The organism is Streptomyces sp. NPDC090741 (genome assembly GCF_044769045.1).
In the GTDB taxonomy this organism is placed as follows: Bacteria; Actinomycetota; Actinomycetes; order Streptomycetales; family Streptomycetaceae; genus Streptomyces.
In genome coordinates this window covers 150,880-168,618 of the sequence record NZ_JBIVXF010000016.1, presented here as the reverse complement: position 1 = coordinate 168,618, position 17,739 = coordinate 150,880, and the positions used below count along the sequence as shown (strand labels likewise).

Here is a 17,739-nt window from a genome sequence, read left to right as displayed (position 1 = left end):
TGGCGAAGAGCCGCGCGCGCCGTCATGGGTCAGGCTTGGTTGACCGGGAGGACGTCCGGGGAGAGGGCGCCGGCGTGGGCGGCGGCCGAGGTCATCCGCTTGCGGTGGTGGCGGCGGCAGAGGACCTCGTAGCCGATCTCCTCCGCCGGGCGGTTCACGTCACCGACCACGACCTGCGCGCCCTCGACCACCATCTCCCCGCCCACCGTACGGGCGTTGTGCGTGGCGCGGGCGCCGCACCAGCACAGGGCCTCGATCTGGAGCTGTTCCAGGCGGTCCGCCAGCTCGATCAGGCGTTGCGAGCCGGGGAACAGCTTGGTGCGGAAGTCGGTGGTGATGCCGAAGGCGAAGACGTCCATGTCGAGGTCGTCGACGATGCGGGCCAGTTGGTCGATCTGCTCCGGGGCCAGGAACTGCGCCTCGTCCACGATCACGTAGTCCGCCTTGCCGCCCTGCGACAGCTGCGCGACCAGGTACGTGTACAGGTCCATGCCCTCCGGCGCCTCGATCGCCTCCGTCACCAGGCCGAGCCGGGAAGACAGCTTGCCCTCGCCCGCCCGGTCGTCACGGGTGAAGATCACGCCCTGGAGTCCCCGTGCATCGCGGTTGTGCGCGATCTGGAGCGCCAGAGTCCTCTTACTTGACCATCCACCAACTCACGACGACTTCGCCGAGATCGTCGTGTCGATCCAGGAGCCAGGCGCCGCGACGTGCCGGGGCGCTTGCCACACGGCCCGCTCTCTCCCGAGAGGTCTCCGCTGAGCTCACGCCCCGGCGGGCAGCTCCGCGAGTGCGTCGATCTCGACCCGGAAGGCGGGATGGACCAGCCCGGCGACCTTGACCAGTGAGCAGGCCGGCGGGCGAGCCGTGCCCAGGAACTCGTCACGCACCCGGCGGAAGGCCTCCAGATCGGCCAGGTCGGTCAGATACACCGTCAGCTTGACCACGTGATCCATGTCGGCACCCGTCGCCTTCAACGCGGTGGCGAGGTTCGCGAAGACCTGCCGTATTTGTGCTTCGGAGTCCCCCGCGCCCACCACGCGCCCCAGGGCGTCCGCCGGGACTTGCCCGGAGATGGCGACCATGGGTCCGGTGAACTTCACCGCGTGGCTGTAGCCGTTAACCGGCGGTGTGCCATCGGGTCGGACGAAGTGCTGCATCATGTCTCCTTGACTCGGGCGGTGATCACGCCGGGGTGTACGGCAAGAGCCGCGCTCACCGGCCCCCTGCAACTGCACGGATATCCGTTCAGACCTGCACGATGGCGCCCCGCCGTCGTCGGTGCTGCTGCGGTTGCGGTTGTTACGGATGTGCCACGGGCGCGAGCTCTGCGGCCAGGCGTGCGGTGGTTGGGGGCTCGATCCCGTGGGTGGTCGCGGCCCGTAGGACAGCCGCGCCGATGGCGTCGAGTTCGGTCACCGGCGGGAGCAGGTAGTCGCGCGGTCACGCCAGGCCGGGGCGAGGGCAGTGAGCATCAGCGCGGCGGTGAGGGTGAAAGCCAGTGAGTAGCCCGTCCTGCCTGCGAGCACCCCGAACCCGAGGGCGCCGACGCCCATGCCCGCGTCGTAGGCGAAGTTCCACAGGGCGCTGACGGTGCCGTAGCCGGAGGCGGGGACACGCGCGTACATCACCGTCAGGGTGGCGTTCTGGGTGACGCCGAAGCCGACCCCGAACAGGGCCACGCCGACGACCACGGCGACCGGGCTGTGGGGCAGAGAGATGAGTAGCGTTCCCGCGGCCGAGACGGCCAGGCCGGGCAGGACGAGGCCGGCTGGTCCGTGCCGGTCGCCGTGCCAGCCCGCGACCCAGCGGGCCACGGTTGATGCCGCGGGCTGGACGAACAGGGCCACGGCGAGGAGTCGTGCTGAATCCGACGGAACGACGAGGGGGAGGAAGGTGACGATGATTCCGGCAGCGAGCGTGGTAGCCGAAAAGACGACGGCGGGACGCAGAAGAGCGGCCGTCCGGAACCCGGCCAGCACTCCGATCGACCGTCCCGAGGTCGGCTCGCGGTCCGGGAGGCCCGGCACCGAGACGATCGCGGCCAGAGCGGCCAGAGCGCCGGCGATGCAGACCGGCGCGTACCCCACATGCGCGACCAGCCACACACCCAGCGGCAGGGCCACCAGCGACGGCACCCCGGAGACAATGCCTACCAGAGCCAGCCCCTCACCACGCCGCTCGGGCGGGATCAGCGACGCCGTCAAAGCGCCACCCGCCACGACCGCGAACCCGAAGCCCAGACCGCGCACACCACAGACCGCCGCGATCCACACCGTGCTCCCGGAGGCGGTCAGCACGAGCGTGGGCGCGCCAAGGAGGGCCAGCCCTGTCACCAGCGTCAGCCGGTAGCCGAAGCGGGTGACGAACCGGGGAGTGGCCAGCCCGCCTCCGACCGTCGCCAGCATCAGCGCGCCCGTGGCCAGTCCCGCGGCATCGCTGCCTCCGCGCGCCTCGGCATAGAGGGGGACAACCGACAACAGCAGGTAGAAGCTCGTTGAGGCACCGACGACCGAGACGAAACGCAGCAGCAGGGGCCGCGTCACCAGCGGCGGCCGCGAACCGGCCCCCTGAGCCTGAGAGTTGATGATCCTGGTCACACGACGAAGCTAAGGGCCGAGCGGATCACCTGTAAGCTCCAATTCCATGCCCCTGGAGTGGTCCGGTCTGTCACCTGATCTGCTGCTGGTCATCGACCGGGACAGCGGCGAGCCGCTGCGATCCCAGCTGGAACTCCAGCTGCGGGACACGATCCGGACCGGGCGGCTACAGCTCGGCGAACGACTGCCGTCCTCCCGTGAACTCGCCCGGACGCTCGGGCTGTCTCGCGGTCTGGTGCAGGACTGCTACGCCCAGCTCCAGGCCGAGGGATACCTCGTGACACGCGTCGGCTCAGCCACCCGGGTCGCCGCCGGCGCAGGCGTACCGCCAGCACCCAGGCCTCCGGTTCTGACACCTCCAAGCCTGGTGGCCGACTTCAAGTGGGGCGTCCCGGACCTCAGCAGCTTCCCCGTCGCCGACTGGCTGTGGGCCACTCGCGAGGCGGCACGCGTCATGCCGACTGCGGCACTCGACTACGGCGATCCGCGCGGCAGCGCCGTACTACGCGAGGTCGTGGCCGGATATTTGCGGCGGGTGCGCGCCGCCGCCGCGGACCCGGAACGGATCGTGATCTGCTCCGGCTACGCGCAGGGCCTCGGTCTGGCCCTGCGCGCCCTCGCCCGGACCGGCATCCGCACGGTGGCGTACGAGGACCCGGGCTCACCGGCCACGATCACCTCGGCCGCTGCCTCGGCGGGCCTGTCTGCGATCCCGGTGCCGGTCGACGAGCACGGCATCGACGTGGAGGCGCTCACCGCAACCGACGCCCGCGCCGTCGTCGTGACACCCGCGCACCAGTGGCCGACCGGTGTGGCCCTGGCACCCGAGCGGCGGCTCGCGCTGATCGAGTGGGCCAGGCGCCGGGACGCCGTCATCATCGAGGACGACTACGACGCCGAATTCCGTTATGACCGGGAGCCGGTGGGCGCCCTGCAAGGACTCGCTGCCGACCGCGTGATCTCCATAGGCACCGTCAGCAAATCCCTCGCGCCGGCGCTGCGCATCGGATGGATGCTCTGCCCGCCCGCGCTCACCGAGCAGATCACCGAGCACAAGCGGCTGAATGACCGCGGGTCGCCCACGCTTGACCAACTCGCCCTCGCGCGAATGATCGAGTCCGGCCGCTTCGACCGGCACCTGCGCCGTATGCGGACGGCCTACGCGGCACGGCGCACCACCCTGGTGGCAGCGCTCGCCGAACACGCCCCCGGGGTCAGGGTGTGCGGCCTGGCGGCCGGCTTCCACGCGATCGCGCACCTCGACGGATCGGCCCCTGAGCAGGACGTCATCGCCGCCGCCCGCGCCCGGTCCGTGCGCCTCTACGGAATGAGCACCTGCCGCTCCTCGCGTGCGACGGAGCCGACACAGCTGGTGCTGGGATTCGGCAACGTCGGCGAACGCGCCATCGCAGCAGGCATCACGGCGGTCGGCGCCCTGCTCAGGGGCCGGTAGCCCGCGTCACAGGTCCGTCCGAAGCTCGCTGCCGACCGGCCGCTCTCCCCACCAACCCGGCACGCACGTAACCTGGACCCTCGACGACACGATCACCGCGCTCAGCACACTCGGCTTCCCTGTCGCCCGGGTCGAAGCCCTCGCACACGAGAAGTGGTCAGCCGTGGTTGACCGGGAGGACGTCCGGGGAGAGGGCTCCCGCGTGGGCCGCGGCGCTCGTCATCCGCTTGCGGTGGTGGCGGCGGCAGAGGACCTCGTACCCGATCTCCTCCGCCGGGCGGTTGACGTCACCGACGACGACCTGGGCGCCCTCGACCACCATCTCGCCGTCTATCGTGCGGGCGTTGTGCGTGGCGCGGGCACCGCACCAGCACAGGGCCTCGACCTGGAGCTGCTCGATGCGGTCGGCCAGCTCGATCAGACGCTGGGAGCCGGGGAACAGCTTGGTGCGGAAGTCCGTGGTGATGCCGAAGGCGAAGACGTCCATGTCGAGGTCGTCCACGATGCGCGCCAGTTGATCGATCTGGTCGGGAGCCAGGAACTGTGCCTCGTCGACGATGACGTAGTCGGCCTTGCCGCCCCGGGAGATCTGGTTCACGAGGTACGCGTACAGGTCCATGCCTTCGGTCGCCTCGACCGCCTCCGTGACCAGGCCGAGGCGCGAGGAGAGCTTGCCCTCGCCCGCGCGGTCGTCGCGCGTGAAGATCACGCCCTGCAGGCCCCGGGCCGACCGGTTGTGGCCGATCTGGAGCGCCAACGTACTTTTCCCGCAGTCCATCGTGCCGGAGAAAAACACCAATTCGGGCATGGAAGGAACGGGACCTTTCGGGTCGTGGTCAGCGGGAGGGGCGTACGGGGCGGGAGCGGCGTACGGGCGGTCGGGCCGTCTCAGGTGCGGATTTCGAGCAGCGGGACCAGCTGCTCGGCCGCGGTCATCGAGCCGTGCATCCCGGCGAGCGCCGATTCGTTGGGCTCGTTCACGGACGCGGTGATCGCGGCATCGGTGTACGCGGCGGCGACCACGTCGCCGATCCGGCCGAGCACGCGCTCGTCGCACTCCCCCGGCGGCCCGAACCAGCCCAGTTCCAGGGCCTCTTCGCGGCTCGCGATCCAGAACCGGTCGCCCAGCACCTCGCGCCACACGGTCAGGACGTCGGCCTCGGCGCCCGGTACCGCGTACACGTGCCGGGCCCGGCCCTCGCCGCCGAGCAGGGCCACGCCCGCGCCCAGCTCCCAGTCCTCGTCGTAGTCGATCCGCGAGTCCTCGTCGAAGGGGACGTCCACCATGCCGTGGTCGGCGGTCACGTACAGCGCGGTGCGCGGCGGGAGTTGTTCGGCGAGCCGCTGCACCAGCCGGTCGACGTACATCAGCTGGCCGCGCCAGGCGTCGGAGTTCACGCCGTGCCGGTGGCCGGCCCCGTCGAGCTCGCTGTAGTACGTGTACACCAGCGAGCGGTCGCCGGCCGCGAGCCGCTCGGCCGCGAGGTCCATCCGCTCCTCGCCGGTCATCCGGCCGAGGAAGGTGCCGCCGCTCAGCGCGACCTTGGTGAGCGGGGTGGTCTGGAAGGCGGGCGAGGACACCTGCGCCGTCGCCACCCCCGCCTTGTCGGCCTGCTGGAAGACGGTCGGGTACGGCTGCCAGGGCTTCGGCGGGGTCCAGGGGTGCCAGCGGAGCTGGTTCATCAGCTCGCCGGTGGCCGGGTTGCGCACGGTGTAGCCGGGCAGGCCGTGCCGGGCGGGCGGCAGGCCGGTGCCGACGGAGGCCAGCGAGGTGGCCGTGGTCGCCGGGAAGCCCGCGGTGATCGGGCGGCCGGTGCCGCCGCGCGAGCTGCCGAGGAGGGAGGTCAGGTACGGGGCCTCGTCGGGGTGGGCCTTGATCTGCTCCCAGCCCATGCCGTCGACCAGGAACACACAGTTCCGGTCGGCCGGGGTGAGCTCGGGGATCGCGGCGGTGAACCCGGGGACGCCCTGGCCGGCCACGAGGGTCGGCAGCAGGTCGGCGAGCGAGCCGGTGCCGTACTCCGGGACGGGGGCGCCGGTGAGGTCCAGCAGCTCCGGCTCGTCCCAGTTCGACGGTGCGGAGTAGGACATCAGCGGGCGGAGGCGGAAGTCGCCGCTGTTGCTTCGGAGAGCGCCTGCGCGAAGACGAGGGTCTGCCGGACCGCCTCCGGGCCGTCGCCGGCCTCGCTGACGCGCAGGCTGAGGTCGTCGGCGGTGGAGTTGCCGGTGTAGCCGTGGTCGGAGTCGCAGTTCGGGTCGCCGCAGGCGGCGGGCTCCAGGTCGATCCGGGAGACCGCGCCCCAGCCGATGGTCAGGACGACCTCGCGGGGCAGGGTGCCGGGGGTGTACGACTCGGGGTTGGCGACGACGCGGCTGAGCACCACGGAGGAGATCGCGCCGATCTTGACGGACTCGGTGGAGGTGGTCGCGTACGGGGACGGGGACCCGGCGTCGGCGGCCTGCTCGTCGGTGTGGCTCACGATGAAGCGGTTGCCGGTCAGGACCAGGACGGTGACGTGCCGGCGCACCTCGTTGGAGTCGAAGGTCGTCTCCTGGTGGACCAGGTACGACGAGACCGGCTCGCCGCCCACCGCGGCCTCCACGGCCTCGGCCACGAGGGCCGGGTAGTAGCCGCTGCGCTCGATCGCCGTGCGCAGCCCCTGGGTCGTCGTACCGGATTTCGCCATGAGGTCCATCCTAAGGCCCGTACGGGGCACCCCGGGCGCCCAAGGACTCGTCTTCCCGAGGTTGCCGGGCCGGTCAGTAGCTGGGGAGCGTCCGGGGACCGAGATCGGTGCGGGCCGGCGGGTGGGCCACGCGGACGGCGGCGCTGAGCACGGAGAGGCCCTCGGTGGCGACGACGACGGGTTCGAGCGTGACGCCCACCACTTCGGGGTGGTCGTCGACGAGCCGGGACAGCCGCAGCAGGAGCTCTTCGAGAGCGGGGGTGTCGACGGGGTCGCTGCCGCGCCAGCCGAAGAGGAGGGGTGCGGTCCGGATGGACCGGATCAGCCCGGCGGCGTCCCGGTCGGTGGCGGGGACGAGGCGGTGGGCGGTGTCGCCGAGCAGCTCGGAGGCGACGCCGGCGAGCCCGAAGGAGAGGACGGCGCCGGCGGCGGGGTCGATCACGGACCGCACGACGGTGTCGACCCCGCGGGGCACCATGGCCTGGACGACGGGGAGCAGCTCGTCGGGGGTGCCGAGGAGGTCGGTGAGCTCCTCGTACGAGCGGCGCAGGTCGGCCTCGCCTCCGAGGTCGAGGCGTACGCCGCCGAGGTCCGCGCGGTGGCGCAGGTGCGGGGCGGTGGTCTTGAGGGCGACCGGGTAGCCCAGGCTCCGGGCGGCCCGGACCGCGGCGTCGGCGCTGGGCGCCGGCAGGGTGGGGAGCACCCGGATCCCGTAGTCGGCGAGCAGTGCGGCGGCGTCGGGCTCGGTGAGGGTGAGCACGCCGTCGCCCACGTCGGCCAGGAGGCCGGCGAGCCGGGCGGCGGCTGCGGCCTCGTCGATGTCCTCGTACTGGGGGACCTGCCCGGCGTCGGCGTTGGCCCGCCGCCACTGCCCGTACCGGACGGCCTCGGCGACGGCCCGTACGGCCCGCTCGGCGGCCGGATATGCCGGAATCCGTACCTCCGGTCCGACGAATCCGCCCTCGTCCTCGTCCGTGGGGCGGGGGCGCGGGGGCAGCGCCCCCATCGCGGGAGCCGCGCCCAGCCCCGCCGGGGACAGGGCGTCGACGAGCTCGGCCAGTTCCACGTGGACCACCGCCACCGGCTTGCCGGGATGGGCGGCCACCGCGTCCCGCAGGGCCTCGGCCAGGTCGTCCTGCGGCTCCTGCTCGTTCACCCACGGGATCACGGTGACGATCACCGCGTCGTTCTCGGCGGAGCCCAGCGCCGTGCCCAGCGCCGCCCGGAAGTCCACCGGCGTCGCCGCCGTCGTCAGGTCCCGCGGGGCCCCGGGCCGCAGCCCCTGGGCGAGGCAGGCGTCGTACGTGAGGACGCCGAGCGACTCCGAGTTCCCGAGGATCGCCACGCGCGGCCCGGCCGGCAGCGGCTGCGAGGCCAGCAGCAGCCCGACGTCCACCAGCTCCGTCACCGTGTCGACCCGGATCACCCCCGCCTGCCGCAGCAGGGCCGAGACCGTGGCGTCCGGCAGCCTGGTCCCGGGGACCACGTGCCCCGCCGGGGTGTGGCGGCCGCCCCGCGCGACGACCACCGGCTTCACGGCGGCCGTCCGCCGCGCGAGCCGGGTGAACTTCCGCGGGTTGCCGAGGGTTTCGAGGTACATCAGCGCGACGTCGGTGGCCTCGTCCTCGTACCAGTACTGGAGGATGTCGTTCCCCGACACGTCCGCCCGGTTGCCCGCCGAGACGAAGGACGACAGCCCCTCGCCCCGCCGCAGCAGTGCGGAGAGCAGCGAGATGCCGATCGCCCCGGACTGGGTGAACAGCCCGATGCGGCCCCGCATCGGGGCGGGCGCCGGGGTCAGGGAGGCGTTGAGCCCGACCTCCGGGGCGGTGTTGATCACGCCGTACGCGTTCGGACCGATGAGCCGCATCCCGTACGAGCGCACCTGGCGCACCAGTTCGCGCTGCCGGTCGAGCCCGGCCGCGCCGCTCTCCCCGTACCCGGCGGAGAGCACCACGAGCCCCTGCACCCCGTGTTCGCCGCAGGCGGCGACGGCCTCGGGGACCCGCTCGGCGGGGACCGCGATCACCGCGAGGTCGACGGGGGCGTCGACGGCGCCGAGCGCGCGGTAGACCCGTACGCCGTCCAGCAGATCGGTGGTGGCGGCCTCGTTCACGGCGTAGAGGTGGCCGCGGAAGCCGCTGTCGCGCAGGTTGCGCAGGGCCGCCGCGCCGACGCCCCCGCCGGAGCGGCTGACTCCGATGACGGCCACGGAGCGCGGGGTCAGCAGCCGCTGCACGGAGCGGGCCTCGGCGCGCTGCTCGCGGGCGCGCTGCACGGCCAGGGACTCGGCGGTGGGTTCGAGATCGAGGGTGAGGTGGACGGAGCCGTCCTCGAAGCTGCGCTTCTGCTCGTATCCGGCGTCCTTGAACACCTTGATCATCTTGTTGTTGGCGGGCAGCACCTCGGCCGCGAACCGGCGGATGCCCCGCTCGCGGGCGACCGCGCCGATGTGTTCGAGGAGCGCGGAGGCGACCCCGCGGCCCTGGTGGGCGTCCTGGACGAGGAAGGCGACCTCGGCCTCGTCGGCGGGGGCGGAGGCGGGCCGGCCTTCGGGGCCGATCCGGTCGTAGCGGACGGTGCCGATGAACTCCTCGCCGATGGTCGCCGCGAGGCCGACCCGGTCCACGTAGTCGTGGTGGGTGAAGCGGTGCACGTCACGGGCGGAGAGCCGGGGGTAGGGCGCGAAGAAGCGGTAGTACTTCGACTCGTCGGAGACCTGCTCGTAGAAGCTGACCAGCCGGCCCGCGTCCTCCGTGGTGATCGGCCTGATCCGGGCGGTGCCGCCGTCGCGCAGGACGACATCCGCTTCCCAGTGGGCCGGGTACGAGGGGTCCGACGCGGTGGTCATGCGGCGATCTTAAGGCCAGGACTGGCCGAATCGCCCCTGCGCGGCGCACGCGGCAAGCATGGGCAAACCAGTGCAAGCTGGGGTGGGTCGAACGGCGGCGGATTCGGGCCGAAGGTCGGTCGGAGCATGAGGGGCGTCGTGAGAGACTGGTCTAGACAACCGTAAGAACCTGAAGGGCATCACCATGGCAGAGCGCCGCGTCAACGTCGGCTGGGCCGAGGGCCTGCACGCTCGTCCCGCCTCGATCTTCGTCCGCGCGACGACCGCTTCCGGCGTCCCGGTGACCATCGCGAAGGCCGACGGGAACCCCGTCAACGCCGCGTCCATGCTCGCGGTGCTGGGCCTGGGTGCGCAGGGCGGCGAGGAGATCATCCTGGCGTCCGACGCCGAGGGCGCCGAGGTGGCGCTGGACCGCCTCGCGAAGCTGGTCGCCGAGGGCCTCGACGAGCTCCCCGAGACCGTCTGACCCTTCGGGTTCACCCCGAGCACACGAAGAAGCCGCGGCCACCACCGGTAATCCGGTGGCCGCGGCTTCTTCGTTCTGTTCGCTCTGCCGGAGCCGGGCGAGCCTTTTCGGGAATTCACCACATGCGCGCAGGACGAGAGCCTATACCGCGCGAATTCAGCCGCAGCCTTCACTCTTTAATACGCGGCTTTTGTTAATGCGGACCGCTCGCCGTGTTTACGGCATGTTGCGAAGTCCTCACCCGCAGCCGGTGCGCCCCGACCGCGCGGTCCGCGTGGATCGCGGTCAGCGCCCGGGCCCGCTCGGCGTCCCCGCGGGCGACCGCGTCCACGATCGCGCCGTGCTCCGCCCAGGAGTCCACCGGCCGGGCCGGCGCCTCCACGGCGTACATCCAGGCGACCTTGTGCCGCATCTGCGTGAGCAGCACGATCAGCCCCGGGCTGCCGGAGGCCTGGGCGAGGGTCTCGTGGAACCAGCCGCCCAGGGACCGCAGGTCCTCCCCCTGGCCCCGCCTGGCCCGCTCCTGGCCGAGCCTGACCAGCCCGCGCAGCACCTTGAGGTGGCCCTCGGTACGCCGCCGGGCGGCGCGCGCGGCCGCCAGCGGCTCCAGCAGCAGCCGCAGCTCCAGGAGGTCGGCCGCCTCCTGCTCGGTGGGCTCGGCGACGCAGGCGCCCGCGTGCCGCCGGGTGGTGACGAAGCCCTCGGACTCCAGGGTCCGCAGCGCCTCGCGGACGGGGACGCGGGAGACCCCGTACCGGCGGGCCAGCAGTTCCTCCGTCAGCCGGGCGCCGGGCTCGAAGACCCCGGAGACGATGTCTTCGCGGATTGCCGTGCATACCGCGTGCGCAGGAATACGCAAGTCCGGACCTCCGCCTATTTCCGACTGCCGACTGCCGTAAGGGGACTCTATTGCACCGGGCGATAAATTCCGAGCGCGGGCGGGAATGGCAGATATTTACGGCCAACACGAAGGCCCCGGCTCGGAGAGCCGGGGCCTTCGGTGAAGTGCTGCGGGTCAGACGCTGACGCCGTGCTGGCGCAGGTACGCGACCGGGTCGATGTCCGAGCCGTACTGGGCGCCGGTGCGGGCCTCGAAGTGCAGGTGCGGGCCGCTGGAGTTGCCGGTGGAACCCGACAGGCCGATCTGCTGGCCGGCGGTGACCTGGTCGCCGACGGAGACGCTCAGCGAGGACATGTGGCCGTACTGCGTGTACGTGCCGTCGGCGTGCTTGATGACGATGTTGTTGCCGTACGCGCCGCCCCAGCCGGCCTCGACCACGGTGCCGATGCCCACCGCGTGCACCGTGGTGCCGGAGGCCGCGTGGAAGTCGATGCCGGTGTGGCTGCCGGAGGACCACATGCCGCCGCCCGCGTGCCACTGGGTGCTGATGTAGGACTCGTCGACGGGGGCGACGAAGGTGTTGAGGCGCTTGCGCTCCTCCTCGCGGGCGGCACGCTCGGCGGCGTCGCGCTCGGCCTTCGCCTTCTCCTCGGCCTTCTGCTTGGCCTCGGCGGCGCGCGCCTTCGCGTCGGCCTCCGCCTTCGCCTTGAGGGCCGCGGCCTCGGCCGCGTGCTCCTGGGCGTCGGCCTGGGCCTCGATCTGGCCCGGGAGGTCCTCGGCCGTCACGACGGCGTTCAGGCCGGTGTCCTCCATGGAGGGGGCCATGTCCGACGCGGCGAACGCCGGGCCTGCGAGGGAGCCGACGACACCGGTGGTGGCGAGGGCGGCTATGCCGGCGTAACCGGCTGTCTTGCGGCTCAGACGACTGGAACCACGGTGCTTACCGGCGGCACGACTGCCAAACGCCATGAAGGGGCTGATCCTTTCCTTCCTTCTCGCCTACCGGGTTAGCTGACGGGTTCGGAGCAGGAAGGTCTCCTACGGGCCCCCTCTGACGAGGCGGTCCGATTCACCCCAGGGACACATGTGGGTCCCCGGCTCCCCAGGCTCGCGCCTGACGGGGACTCGGCGATCGCTGCCCGGTGCCGCGGATGCGGCGCGTACAACTGACGGACAGCACGGCCGACGCTAGGCGGATCATCAGTCAATCGCCAAACAGACACGCGTTTTTGTTGCATACGCCACACCCCATACGAGCAACCTCTTCACGAAACAGACAAAAGGGGCCCCGGCGGACAAGCCGCCGGAGCCCCTTGGAATGTCCGTCAGTTGGTGACGACGGTGACCTCACCGATCCCGAGCGCCCGCACCGGCTCCTCGATCTGCGCGGCGTCGCCCACCAGGACCGTGACCAGGCGGTCCACCGGGAAGGCGGCCAGGACGGCCGAAGTCGCCTCCACCGTGCCCGTTTGGGCCAGCTGCGCGTACAACTGCGCCTGGTAGTCGTCCGGAAGCTCCTGCTCGACCTGGTCGGCGAGCGTGCCGGCGACGGCCGCGGCCGTCTCGAACTTCAGCGGGGCCACGCCCACCAAGTTCTGCACCGCCACGTCCCGTTCGGCGTCGGTCAGGCCGCCCTCCGCGAGGGTGCGGAGCACCTTCCAGAGGTCGTCGAGCGCCGGGCCGGTGTTGGGGGTGTCCACCGAGCCGCTGATGGCGAGCATCGAGGCGCCCTTGCCGTCGGCCGTGGAGCGCAGCACCTGGCCGAAGGCGCGCACGCCGTACGTGTAGCCCTTCTCCTCGCGCAGCACCTTGTCCAGGCGCGAGGTGAGGGTGCCGCCCAGGCAGTACGTGCCGAGCACCTGCGCCGCCCAGACCCGTTCGTGCCGGTCCGGCCCGATCCGGCCGATGAGCAGCTGCGTCTGGACCGCGCCGGGCCGGTCCACGATGACCACGCGGCCGGTGTCGTCGGCGGTGACCGGCGGGACCGGGAGGGGCTCGGCGGAGTTGCCGGTCCAGGTGCCCAGGGTGTCCCCCAGGACGGCGTCCAGGTCGATCCCGGTCAGGTCGCCGACGACCACCGCGGTGGCGGTGGCGGGGCGTACGTGGGCCTCGTAGAAGGCGCGTACGGCCGCGGAGTCGATCCGGGCGACCGTCTCCTCGGTGCCCTGGCGCGGCCGGGACATCCGCAGGGTCGGCGGGAAGAGCTGCCTGGAGAGCTCCTTGGCGGCCCGGCGCTGCGGGTTGGCCAGCTCGTGCGGGATCTCGTCGAGCCGGTTGCGCACCAGCCGGTCGACCTCGCTTTCGGCGAAGGCGGGTGCGCGCAGCGCCTCGGCGAGCAGGCCCAGCGCCTTGGCCAGCCGGGAGGCCGGGACCTCCAGGGAGACCCGCAGGCCCGGGTGGTCGGCGTGCGCGTCGAGCGTGGCGCCGCAGCGCTCCAGCTCGGCCGCGAACTCCTCGGCGGAGTGCTTGTCGGTGCCCTCGGACAGTGCGCGGGCCATGATGGTCGCCACGCCGTCCAGGCCCTGGGGCTCGGCGTCCAGCGGGGCGGCGAGGTTGACCTCGACGGCGACGACCTGCTGGCCGGGCCGGTGGCAGCGCAGCACGGTCAGGCCGTTGGGCAGCGAGCCGCGCTCGGGGGCCGGGAAGGCCCACGGCCGGGCCTGGCCGGCCTGGGGCTGCGGGTGGAAGGTCATCGTGACGGCTGCGGTGTCGCTCACTGCTCCGCCCCTTCGTTCTCGTCGTTCTCGTCGCTCTCACCGTTCTCGCCGGCTTCTGCCGGGAGCGGCTCGTACACCAGCACCGCGCGGTTGTCGGGGCGCAGTCGGGCCGCGGCCACGGCCTGCACCTCCTCGGCGGTGATGTCGAGGACGCGCCCGACCGCGCTGAGCGCCAGCTGCGGGTCGCCGAACAGGACCGCGAAGCGGCACAGTTCGTCGGCGCGCCCGGCCACCGTGCTCAGCCGGTCCAGCCACTCGCGCTCCAGCTGCGCCTGGGCGCGCTCCATCTCCTCGGCGGTCGGGCCCTCGGCGGCGAACCGCGCGAGCTCCTCGTCGACGGCCGCCTCGATGGCGGGCACCTCGACGCCGCTGGAGGTCTTCACGTCCAGCCAGCCCAGCGAGGGCGCACCGGCGAGCCGCAGCATGCCGAAGCCGGCCGCGACGGCGCTCTGGTCGCGGCGTACCAGGCGGTTGTGCAGCCGGGAGGACTCGCCTCCGCCCAGCACGGTCAGTGCCACGTCGGCGGCGTCGCACTCGCGGGTGCCGTCGTGCGGGAGCCGGTAGGCGGCCATCAGCGCACGGGCCGGGACCTCCTCGACGATCTCCTCGCGCAGCTCGCTGCCCATGATCTCGGGCAGCGAGCCGTCGCGCGGCGGCTGCTTGCCGTCGTGCCCGGGGATGGTGCCGAAGTACTTCTCGACCCAGGCGAGCGTCTGCTCGGGGTCGATGTCGCCGACGACCGACAGCACCGCGTTGTTGGGCGCGTAGTACGTACGGAAGAAGGCGCGGGCGTCCTCCAGGGAGGCCGCGTCCAGGTCGGCCATGGAGCCGATCGGGGTGTGGTGGTACGGGTGGCCCTCGGGGTAGGCGAGGGCGGTCAGCTTCTCGAAGGCCGTGCCGTACGGGACGTTGTCGTACCGCTGGCGGCGCTCGTTCTTGACGACGTCGCGCTGGTTCTCCATGGACTCGTCGTCCAGGGCGGCCAGCAGCGAGCCCATCCGGTCGGCTTCCAGCCAGAGCGCGAGCTCCAGCTGGTGGGTCGGCATGGTCTCGAAGTAGTTGGTGCGCTCGAAGCTGGTGGTGCCGTTGAGCGAACCGCCGGCCCCCTGGACCAGCTCGAAGTGCCCGTTGCCGGGTACGCTCGCCGAGCCCTGGAACATCAGGTGCTCGAAGAGGTGAGCCAGGCCGGTCCGCCCCTTGACTTCGTGGCGCGAGCCGACGTCGTACCAGAGGCAGACCGCGGCGACCGGGGTCAGGTGATCCTCGGAGAGCACCACGCGCAGGCCGTTGGCCAGCCGGTGCTCGGTCGCTGTCAGGCCGCCGGAGCCGGCCTGGGCTGTGGCCGTGTGACCCATGGGCATGTGGTCCCTTCGATCGCGATGCAGATTTTTCCGTCAGACCTGCCACTGTATGCAAGCGCGTCGGGGACCGGAGAAGTTCCCGACTCACACTCACCCACGCCTCCGTCCGGGGGTGACCCCAGGGTCGGAGTCGGCGTTGTCGGTGCCTCGGGCCACAATGGTCCGCGACAACCCCGTCAACGCCGATCAGACCAGCCGCCAGACCCCCAGAACACTTTCTTTCTTGGTTAAGGAGCCGCGCAGCGATGGCCCGCCGCAGCACGAAGACCCCGCCGCCGGAGGATTTCGAGGAGAAGATCCTCGACATCGACGTCGTCGACGAAATGCAGGGCTCCTTCCTCGAGTACGCGTACTCGGTGATCTACTCCCGCGCCCTGCCCGACGCCCGGGACGGCATGAAGCCGGTGCACCGGCGCATCGTCTACCAGATGAACGAGATGGGCCTGCGCCCCGACCGCGGCTATGTGAAGTGCGCCCGCGTCGTCGGCGAGGTCATGGGCAAGCTGCACCCTCACGGAGACGCGTCGATCTACGACGCCCTCGTGCGCATGGCCCAGCCCTTCTCGATGCGGCTGCCGCTGGTCGACGGCCACGGCAACTTCGGTTCGCTCGGCAACGACGACCCGCCGGCCGCTATGCGTTACACCGAGTGCAAGATGGCGGACGCCACGTCACTGATGACGGAGTCGATCGACGAGGACACCGTCGACTTCACCGCCAACTACGACGGCCAGGAGCAGGAACCGGTCGCGCTGCCCGCGGCGTACCCGAACCTGCTGGTCAACGGCGCCTCCGGGATCGCGGTCGGCATGGCCACCAACATGCCCCCGCACAACCTGGGCGAGGTCATCGCGGCCGCCCGCCACCTGATCCGCTACCCGCAGGCGGACCTGGAGGCGCTGATGCGCTTCGTGCCGGGTCCGGACCTGCCCACGGGCGGCCGGATCGTGGGCCTCGCGGGCATCAAGGACGCCTACGAGAACGGCCGCGGCACTTTCAAGATCCGCGCGACGGTGGCCGTGGAGAACGTGACGGCGCGCCGCAAGGGCCTGGTCGTCACGGAACTGCCCTTCACGGTCGGCCCCGAGAAGGTCATCGCGAAGATCAAGGACCTGGTCGGCTCCAAGAAGCTCCAGGGCATCGCGGACGTCAAGGACCTCACCGACCGCTCGCACGGCCTGCGCCTGGTCATCGAGATCAAGAACGGCTTCCACCCGGAGGCCGTCCTGGAGCAGCTGTACAAGCTGACGCCGATGGAGGAGTCCTTCGGCATCAACAACGTCGCGCTGGTCGACGGCCAGCCGCTGACCCTGGGCCTCAAGGAGCTGCTGGAGGTCTACCTCGACCACCGCTTCGAGGTCGTGCGGCGGCGCAGCGAGTTCCGCCGCACCAAGCGGCGCGACCGGCTGCACCTGGTCGAGGGCCTGCTGGTGGCCCTGGTCGACATCGACGAGGTCATCCGGATCATCCGGGACAGCGACAACTCGGCGCAGGCGAAGGAGCGGCTGATCGAGCGCTTCTCGCTGAGCGAGATCCAGACCCAGTACATCCTCGACACCCCGCTGCGCCGGCTCACCCGCTTCGACCGGATCGAGCTGGAGTCCGAGCGCGACCGGCTGACGGGCGAGATCGACGAGCTGACCGGGATCCTGGATTCCGACACGGAGCTGCGCAAGCTGGTCTCCACGGAACTGGCCGCGGTCGCGAAGAAGTTCGGCACCGAGCGCCGTACGGTCCTGCTGGAGTCGGCGGGCACGGCGATCGCCGCGGTTCCGCTGGAGGTCGCGGACGACCCGTGCCGGGTCCTGCTGTCCTCGACGGGCCTGCTGGCGCGCACCGCCAACGGCGAACCGCTCGCGGAGGAGGAGGGCGGGTCCCGCGCGAAGCACGACCTGATCGTCTCGCAGGTGGCCGCGACCGCCCGGGCCGACGTCGGCGTGGTCACCTCGTACGGGCGGCTGCTGCGGCTCGCGGTGATCGACCTGCCGCAGCTGCCGGACACCCACGCCGCGCCGAACCTGGCGGGCGGCGCCCCGGTCTCGGAGTTCCTCTCCGGGCTGGAGGCGGACGAGAAGGTGATCTGCCTGACCTCGCTGGACGAGTCCTCGCAGGGCCTGGCCCTGGGTACCGAGCAGGGCGTGGTCAAGCGCGTCGTACCGGACTACCCGGCGAACAAGGACGAGCTGGAGGTCATCACCCTCAAGGAGGGCGACCGGATCGTCGGCGCGGTCGAACTGCGCACGGGCGAGGAGGACCTGGTCTTCCTCACCGACGACGCCCAGTTGCTGCGCTATCCGGCGGGCCAGGTGCGCCCGCAGGGCCGCCCGGCGGGCGGTATGGCGGGCATCAAGCTCTCCGACAACGCCAAGGTGATCCACTTCTCGGCGGTGGACCCGGCGCGCGCCGCCGTGGTGTTCACGGTGGCGAGCTCGCACGGGACGCTGGACGACTCGGTGCTGTCCGGGAAGCTCACCCCGTTCGACCAGTACCCGCGCAAGGGCCGGGCCACCGGCGGCGTGCGCTGCCAGCGGTTCCTGAAGGGCGAGGACCTGCTGGTCCTGGCCTGGGCCGGCAACGCGCCGGTCCGCGCGGCCGCGGCGAACGGCAGCCCGGCCGAACTGCCGCCCGTGGACCCGCGCCGCGACGGATCGGGGGCCGCGCTGCCCGCGGTCGTCGCCGCTCTGGCGGGGGGCGCGCTGTAGGACGTACGGCGGCGTTCGGGTGGTGCGACCGGGGGGACGTACCACCCGAATGCCGACTAGT

Annotated in this window: 14 protein-coding genes and 1 riboswitch; of the genes, 3 read left to right on the top strand and 11 right to left on the bottom strand. The window is 71.8% G+C overall.

What is annotated here, in order from left to right; all coding sequences use genetic code 11:
• Positions 1 to 29: 29 nt before the first annotated feature.
• The 3 genes from ACIQU4_RS33710 to ACIQU4_RS33700 form a co-directional block, all read right to left on the bottom strand.
• The gene (locus ACIQU4_RS33710; RefSeq protein ID WP_403739035.1) at positions 30 to 629 is read right to left on the bottom strand and encodes a thymidine kinase; all 600 of its coding nucleotides are present in this window, start codon (positions 627 to 629) and stop codon (positions 30 to 32) included.
• 135 nt (positions 630 to 764) lie between these two features.
• Positions 765 to 1,163 carry a RidA family protein gene (locus ACIQU4_RS33705; RefSeq protein ID WP_403738920.1) on the bottom strand — a complete coding sequence of 133 codons (399 nt, stop codon included), beginning with the start codon at positions 1,161 to 1,163 and terminating at the stop codon, positions 765 to 767.
• A gap of 252 nt (positions 1,164 to 1,415) precedes the next feature.
• Positions 1,416 to 2,600: an MFS transporter gene (locus ACIQU4_RS33700; protein WP_403738917.1), complete on the bottom strand. Its 1,185-nt coding sequence runs from the start codon at positions 2,598 to 2,600 to the stop codon at positions 1,416 to 1,418.
• A gap of 46 nt (positions 2,601 to 2,646) precedes the next feature.
• Between ACIQU4_RS33700 and ACIQU4_RS33695 the strand changes: the two genes are divergently transcribed.
• Complete coding sequence (locus ACIQU4_RS33695; protein ID WP_403738914.1) at positions 2,647 to 4,053, top strand: PLP-dependent aminotransferase family protein; 1,407 nt, start codon at positions 2,647 to 2,649, stop codon at positions 4,051 to 4,053.
• A gap of 157 nt (positions 4,054 to 4,210) precedes the next feature.
• Here ACIQU4_RS33695 and ACIQU4_RS33690 read toward each other — a convergent pair whose 3' ends face one another.
• From ACIQU4_RS33690 to ACIQU4_RS33675, 4 genes are all read right to left on the bottom strand, one after another.
• Positions 4,211 to 4,861, bottom strand: coding sequence for a thymidine kinase (locus tag ACIQU4_RS33690; protein WP_403738911.1), 651 nt, complete (start codon positions 4,859 to 4,861; stop codon positions 4,211 to 4,213).
• Between the two features lie 80 nt (positions 4,862 to 4,941).
• Complete coding sequence (locus ACIQU4_RS33685) at positions 4,942 to 6,144, bottom strand: alkaline phosphatase family protein (protein WP_030154329.1); 1,203 nt, start codon at positions 6,142 to 6,144, stop codon at positions 4,942 to 4,944.
• Positions 6,144 to 6,740: a DUF5998 family protein gene (locus ACIQU4_RS33680; RefSeq protein WP_030154328.1), complete on the bottom strand. Its 597-nt coding sequence runs from the start codon at positions 6,738 to 6,740 to the stop codon at positions 6,144 to 6,146. The genes ACIQU4_RS33685 and ACIQU4_RS33680 overlap by 1 nt, the downstream gene beginning before the upstream one ends.
• 73 nt (positions 6,741 to 6,813) lie before the next feature.
• Positions 6,814 to 9,591, bottom strand: a complete 2,778-nt coding sequence (locus ACIQU4_RS33675; RefSeq protein ID WP_403738907.1) for a GNAT family N-acetyltransferase — start codon at positions 9,589 to 9,591, stop codon at positions 6,814 to 6,816.
• A 184-nt stretch (positions 9,592 to 9,775) separates the two neighbouring features.
• On the opposite strand from ACIQU4_RS33675, the gene ACIQU4_RS33670 reads away from it, so the two are divergent.
• Positions 9,776 to 10,057, top strand: coding sequence for an HPr family phosphocarrier protein (locus tag ACIQU4_RS33670; RefSeq protein WP_403738904.1), 282 nt, complete (start codon positions 9,776 to 9,778; stop codon positions 10,055 to 10,057).
• A 193-nt stretch (positions 10,058 to 10,250) separates the two neighbouring features.
• On the opposite strand, the gene ACIQU4_RS33665 is transcribed toward ACIQU4_RS33670, so the two are convergent.
• The 4 genes from ACIQU4_RS33665 to ACIQU4_RS33650 all read right to left on the bottom strand — a co-directional run bounded on the left by ACIQU4_RS33665 (position 10,251) and on the right by ACIQU4_RS33650 (position 14,970).
• Positions 10,251 to 10,916: a GntR family transcriptional regulator gene (locus tag ACIQU4_RS33665; RefSeq protein WP_403738901.1), complete on the bottom strand. Its 666-nt coding sequence runs from the start codon at positions 10,914 to 10,916 to the stop codon at positions 10,251 to 10,253.
• A 156-nt stretch (positions 10,917 to 11,072) separates the two neighbouring features.
• Positions 11,073 to 11,867: a M23 family metallopeptidase gene (locus ACIQU4_RS33660; protein ID WP_403738899.1), complete on the bottom strand. Its 795-nt coding sequence runs from the start codon at positions 11,865 to 11,867 to the stop codon at positions 11,073 to 11,075.
• A 12-nt stretch (positions 11,868 to 11,879) separates the two neighbouring features.
• A riboswitch (cyclic di-AMP (ydaO/yuaA leader) is annotated at positions 11,880 to 12,039 on the bottom strand.
• 184 nt (positions 12,040 to 12,223) lie between these two features.
• On the bottom strand, positions 12,224 to 13,591 hold the full coding sequence (locus tag ACIQU4_RS33655; RefSeq protein ID WP_403739033.1) for a M16 family metallopeptidase: 1,368 nt from the start codon (positions 13,589 to 13,591) through the stop codon (positions 12,224 to 12,226).
• 20 nt (positions 13,592 to 13,611) lie between these two features.
• Positions 13,612 to 14,970 carry a M16 family metallopeptidase gene (locus ACIQU4_RS33650; protein ID WP_385585022.1) on the bottom strand — a complete coding sequence of 453 codons (1,359 nt, stop codon included), beginning with the start codon at positions 14,968 to 14,970 and terminating at the stop codon, positions 13,612 to 13,614.
• 251 nt (positions 14,971 to 15,221) lie between these two features.
• On the opposite strand from ACIQU4_RS33650, the gene ACIQU4_RS33645 reads away from it, so the two are divergent.
• Positions 15,222 to 17,678 carry a DNA topoisomerase (ATP-hydrolyzing) subunit A gene (locus ACIQU4_RS33645; RefSeq protein ID WP_403738896.1) on the top strand — a complete coding sequence of 819 codons (2,457 nt, stop codon included), beginning with the start codon at positions 15,222 to 15,224 and terminating at the stop codon, positions 17,676 to 17,678.
• The last annotated feature ends 61 nt before the right edge of the window (positions 17,679 to 17,739 follow it).

Excerpts from the sequence above, each read along its gene's own strand:
- ACIQU4_RS33705 (WP_403738920.1), bottom strand. The coding sequence starts at position 1,163 with ATGATGCAGCACTTCGTCCGACCCGATGGCACACCGCCGGTTAACGGC.
- ACIQU4_RS33695 (WP_403738914.1), top strand. The coding sequence starts at position 2,647 with ATGCCCCTGGAGTGGTCCGGTCTGTCACCTGATCTGCTGCTGGTCATC.
- ACIQU4_RS33690 (WP_403738911.1), bottom strand. The coding sequence starts at position 4,861 with ATGCCCGAATTGGTGTTTTTCTCCGGCACGATGGACTGCGGGAAAAGT.
- ACIQU4_RS33685 (WP_030154329.1), bottom strand. The coding sequence starts at position 6,144 with ATGTCCTACTCCGCACCGTCGAACTGGGACGAGCCGGAGCTGCTGGAC.
- ACIQU4_RS33680 (WP_030154328.1), bottom strand. The coding sequence starts at position 6,740 with ATGGCGAAATCCGGTACGACGACCCAGGGGCTGCGCACGGCGATCGAG.
- ACIQU4_RS33675 (WP_403738907.1), bottom strand. The coding sequence starts at position 9,591 with ATGACCACCGCGTCGGACCCCTCGTACCCGGCCCACTGGGAAGCGGAT.
- ACIQU4_RS33670 (WP_403738904.1), top strand. The coding sequence starts at position 9,776 with ATGGCAGAGCGCCGCGTCAACGTCGGCTGGGCCGAGGGCCTGCACGCT.
- ACIQU4_RS33660 (WP_403738899.1), bottom strand. The coding sequence starts at position 11,867 with ATGGCGTTTGGCAGTCGTGCCGCCGGTAAGCACCGTGGTTCCAGTCGT.
- ACIQU4_RS33655 (WP_403739033.1), bottom strand. The coding sequence starts at position 13,591 with ATGACCTTCCACCCGCAGCCCCAGGCCGGCCAGGCCCGGCCGTGGGCC.
- ACIQU4_RS33650 (WP_385585022.1), bottom strand. The coding sequence starts at position 14,970 with ATGGGTCACACGGCCACAGCCCAGGCCGGCTCCGGCGGCCTGACAGCG.
- ACIQU4_RS33645 (WP_403738896.1), top strand. The coding sequence starts at position 15,222 with ATGGCCCGCCGCAGCACGAAGACCCCGCCGCCGGAGGATTTCGAGGAG.